This is a genomic window from Archangium sp. (assembly GCF_036388035.1).
GTDB lineage: Bacteria > Myxococcota > Myxococcia > Myxococcales > Myxococcaceae > Archangium.
The window spans coordinates 1-4245 of sequence record NZ_DASVSO010000504.1 but is presented as its reverse complement, the minus strand read 5'-3'; the positions used below and the strand labels follow the sequence as shown (position 1 = coordinate 4245).

At 69.9% G+C, this 4245-nt stretch carries 5 protein-coding genes; 2 read left to right on the top strand and 3 right to left on the bottom strand.

Annotation, left to right across the window (positions count from 1 at the left end):
* Nucleotides 1-194: hypothetical protein (locus tag VF697_RS20335; protein ID WP_331097420.1), on the top strand; the 194-nt coding region annotated here is incomplete at its 5' end.
* 48 nt (nucleotides 195-242) lie between these two features.
* On the opposite strand, the gene VF697_RS20330 is transcribed toward VF697_RS20335, so the two are convergent.
* Nucleotides 243-812 (bottom strand): Uma2 family endonuclease, encoded by a 570-nt coding sequence (locus VF697_RS20330; protein WP_331097418.1) that lies wholly within the window; start codon nucleotides 810-812, stop codon nucleotides 243-245.
* Between the two features lie 253 nt (nucleotides 813-1065).
* On the opposite strand from VF697_RS20330, the gene VF697_RS20325 reads away from it, so the two are divergent.
* Nucleotides 1066-1695, top strand: coding sequence for a histidine phosphatase family protein (locus tag VF697_RS20325; protein ID WP_331097416.1), 630 nt, complete (start codon nucleotides 1066-1068; stop codon nucleotides 1693-1695).
* Nucleotides 1696-1743: 48 nt separating this feature from the next.
* Here the strand turns inward: VF697_RS20325 and VF697_RS20320 are convergent, their stop codons facing one another.
* Both VF697_RS20320 and VF697_RS20315 read right to left on the bottom strand, forming a co-directional pair.
* Complete coding sequence (locus VF697_RS20320; RefSeq protein WP_331097415.1) at nucleotides 1744-3414, bottom strand: diguanylate cyclase; 1671 nt, start codon at nucleotides 3412-3414, stop codon at nucleotides 1744-1746.
* Nucleotides 3415-3636: 222 nt separating this feature from the next.
* Nucleotides 3637-4245, bottom strand: a 609-nt coding sequence (locus VF697_RS20315; RefSeq protein WP_331097413.1) for a hypothetical protein, incomplete at its 5' end; no start/stop codon positions are given.

Sequence of the window (4245 nt, the reverse complement as noted above, 5' to 3'; positions counted from 1 at the left end):
CACTGGGCTCGGACGCACTGCTGGACGGGCCGAGGGTGGCGATGCTGGTGCAGCGCTCCAAGGGCCTCTACCGGCTCACCCCGGACATGAAGCTGGTGGTGAAGCTGGGCCCCGAGGTGAAGGGCCAGGCGCTCATCTCCGAGGCCAAGAAGGTGCTCCGCGACCTCAACACCTGCGCCCTGCCGCAGGCGTAGTGCGCTGGGCTCGGGCGCTCGGCTCGTTCCGAGCGCCCGCCGTCCAACTCAGAGAAGCGTCTCGATCTCGATGGAGAGCCGCGGCAACACCGAGGACTGGACCCGCTGGCCTCGGGCATACGTGTGGACCGTGCCGTAGCGACCCTCTCCCGTATCGGGTGAGGTGTAGACCTCCACGGACTGCCTGCGCAGGTTCACGATCCAATACTCGGGGATACCCGCCCGCGCGTAGAGCTGCGCCTTCACGCTCCGATCCTTGGGCAGCGAATCTTCCGACACCTCGATGACGAGCAGGGCGGTGGAGGGATGTCGCTCGTCCGAGGCCTCGTCCGCCGTGCGAACGACCGCGAGATCCGGTTCCGGCTCGCTGTCCTCGGAAAGCGTGAGAGGCCCCTGGACACGCAGGATGAGTTCCTCACCCAGGAGGGGCACGATGTGCCGGTTGAGTCGGCTGATGGCTCGCATGTGACGCGCGCCCTGCGGGGTCATGCGGTGGATCCTCCCTTCGAGCAGCTCCACGCGCTCGTCATCCGCGAACACGCCCGCCCTGGCCATCCGGTAGTACTCCTCCACCCGGAAACGACGAATCCCGTCCTCGGGTGCTGGTGGCACGTACATTCGGCTGCGGCTCCTTCCCTGAAAGAGGAATGTGCGACTGCCGCTCCCAAGCCGTCAACCGGATTGCCGTCTCTGGGTGAAGGCCACCCTCCCACGAAGCGCGCCAGTTCGAGCGCCCGCTCGTCTGCCCGTGGCCCGACGATGGACTGGGGGCTCCCTTCATCACTTCGACGGCACCTCCATCCGCATCCTCGCCGGGCGCGTCGCGAACGTTTCCTCCACTCCAGGCCCGCGCTCAGTCAGTCTGTCCCTCATGAAGACTGAGTTCATCCTCCTCCGTCACGGTGAGACGGAGTGGAACCACCTGGGGCGCCTGCAGGGGCACCTGGACAGTCCGTTGAGCGCCAGGGGCCTGCGCCAGGCGGACGCGCTCGCCGCGCGCCTCGCGTCCGTTTCCTTCCATGCGCTCTACTGCAGTGATCTGGGGAGGGCCCTGGAGACGGCGCGCCGCATCGCCGCGCGCACGGGCCACCCCGTCCTCCAGGACCCGCGCCTGCGCGAGCGCGGCCTGGGCATCCTGGAAGGGCTCACCCGGGACGAGGCGAGCCAGCGCCACCCCGAGGTGTTCGCGGACTACTCGGCGGGCAGGCCGGACTTCGTCGTCCCCGGTGGCGAGAGCACGTCACAGCGGCTCCGCCATGCGCTCGAGTGCCTGGAGGAACTCGGCACCCGCCACGTGGGAGCGCGCCTCGTGGTGGTCACCCACGGCGGTGTCCTCAGCAGCCTGTTCCGGCACTGCCTGGGGATTCCGCCCGCCACGCCGCGCACCTTCTCCGTGCTCAACGCCAGCTGGAACCAGTTCGACTACACCGCGGGCGCCTTCCGGTTGGTGACCTGGGGGGACGTGAACCACCTGAGGGACGCCAGCCGCGACGACACGTGAAGAGCGCGGCGACCCCCGCCAGGGCGGAGACGAGCCCTGGCGCCTGCTTCACTTGTGCTCGCCGGTGGGCGGCCCCGGTCGGCTGGGCTCCAGCACCCGGGTGAGCTCGTCCATCAACCGCAGCAGCTCGCGCCGCACCTCGTCGGAGGACTCGCGCAGCTGCGAGGTGAGGACGTGCAGCGCGTCCCCGGGCGCGGAGGCCTCGTGCAACATGCGCGCGGCCGTGCGCGTGGAGGTAAGCGGCCCTTCCACCTCCTCCGAGACGAGCCGGCGCAGTCTCTCCATCACCTGGAAGGCTCCGGGGCTGGAAGACGGGAGCGGCGGAGGCGGCTCCTTGCCGAGCGAGGCGGCGCACACCTTGTTCCGCCCCGTGCGCTTGGCGGTGTAGAGCGCCGCGTCGGTGAGCTCGATGAGCTCGGCGGCGTTGTTGGCGTGGACGGGGAAGCACCCCACCCCCACGCTGATGGTCAGCACGCGGCTGCCGCCCCGGGCGCCGTGCACCGTGGCCCCCTCCACCGCGACCCGGAAACGCTCGGCGGCGATCTGCCCCTGCTCCAGGTCCGTCTCGGGGAGGATCATCGCGAACTCCTCGCCACCGTGACGGGCGACCACGTCCGTCGAGCGCGCCGTCCGGCGCAGCCGCGCGGAGACCTCGCGCAGGGCCTCATCCCCCGCGCTGTGGCCGAGGGTGTCGTTGACCTGCTTGAAGTGGTCCAGGTCCAGCAGCACCAGGGACATCGGGTGCTTGTAGCGTTGGGCGCGCCGGAACTCGACGCCAAGGGCCTCGTGGAAGTAGGCGCGGTTGTACAGGCCGGTGAGCGGATCCGTCACCGCCACCAGCATGGCCCGGTCCCGCGAGGTGCGCAGCTGGCGCTGGCGGCGCTGGCGGCGCAGGGCACTGCCCAGACGCGCGGCGAGCTCGGCCATGGGCGTATGGAGCGTGAGGTAGTCGTCGGCGCCGGCGTCGAACGCCGTCACGCGCCGCAGGGTGGACTCGGACTCGTCCACCACGAGGACGGCGGGGGCCTCCTCGTCGAAGCCGAAGCGCTTGAGCAGCGGCTGCTCCCCCTCCAACGCGACCGCGTAGCTGACGACGAGCAGGTCCGCGTCGGAGGAGGCCAGGCGCTGCGAGGGCGCACGCTGGGTGAGCTGGAACTCGCCCCCCACGGGCGAGCCCCGCAGGGCCCGGGCGAGCCGCTCGCCCACCACGGGCATGTGGTGGATGATCTCCACCCGCGCCTGGGGAGGGGTGGAGACCTCCGGCTCGCGCACGACCCGGGCCATCGCCTCGTGCTGCGCCTGGAGCTGGGCGCGCATCTTCCCGAGCGAGATGAACGAGCGCACGCGCGCCAGCATCTCGGCGTCGGGCGTGGTCTTGTTGAAGAAGTCGTCGGCGCCCGCCACCAGGCCCGTCACGCGATCATCCGTGGAGTCGAGCGAGGTGAGCAGGAGGATGGGCGTGTTGGCCGTGCGCGAGTGGCTGCGCAGGTGCCGCGTCAGCTCGTGGCCGTTCATCTCCGGCATCATCACGTCGAGGATGAGGAGATCGAACGGTTGCGTGCCCTCGGTGGCCAAGCCGAGGGCCTCGCGGGGCGAGGTGGTCATCACCACTTCCAGACCACTCTCCTTCAGCTGGTAGCCGATGGTCTCGAGAGCAATGATGCTGTCGTCCACGAGGAGGACGCGGCCGGTGGTGCCAATGTTGTTGATCGCGGCCATGGTGGGTTCCGGCCTCAAGGCTATCAGGAGCGGGGGGAGGATGAAGGTGGGGGGAGACGAATTCGTTCACCCGCGCCCTCTTCAACCGGCCATGGGGGGTGACGCTCCCCATGACCTGGAGCTCGGGGAAGGCGCTGTCCACACAGTCGGAGAGCACCAGGCACTCATACCCCCGGTCAGTTCCCCACTCGGCGGGGACGGACGGGGGCGAGGACGCTCGACTCACCAGGTGATGACGTAGGAGCAGTGACGGCCCCGCAGCTTGCGGCAGGGCTTCGCGTCGGCGTGAGTCACGCGCGCACCGGGCTCGAAGCGCTGGGCCATGGCGGTGAGGATGCCCAGGTCGAAGGCGCACGGGTACGGCGTCTCGCACACGGAGATGATGCGCCGCTGTCCCGACACCGGCTCGTAGCCGTAGTGGCCGATGCCCTCCACCCGCTCGCCGCTCTCCGGGTCGAACATCGGCCGGCCCTGCTTGCGGTGGTTCAGGTGGTACGCCACGTCGATGGACTCGATGGCGCCATGCAGGTCCCGGACGCCCTCCGGAAACACCGCGTTGCGAGGGATGGCCATGCCGATCCGCGTCAGCACGCCATCACCGAGCTGCTTGTGGATCTGCTCGAAGCACCGCAGCCACGCGCGCTGCGAATACCACCCCCGAGGATCCACCTCCGCGAGGCCCCTGGGACCCGGCTTGCCAATGCCCTCGTCCAGCAGGTAGCCACCCGCGAGCGACGCGAACTCGCCGAGCCCGTCCACGACGGACAGCACCGTCTGGCCGTTGACCTCGATCCCCTCTTCGAACGGGACGAATTGCACGTGCGCGGCCTC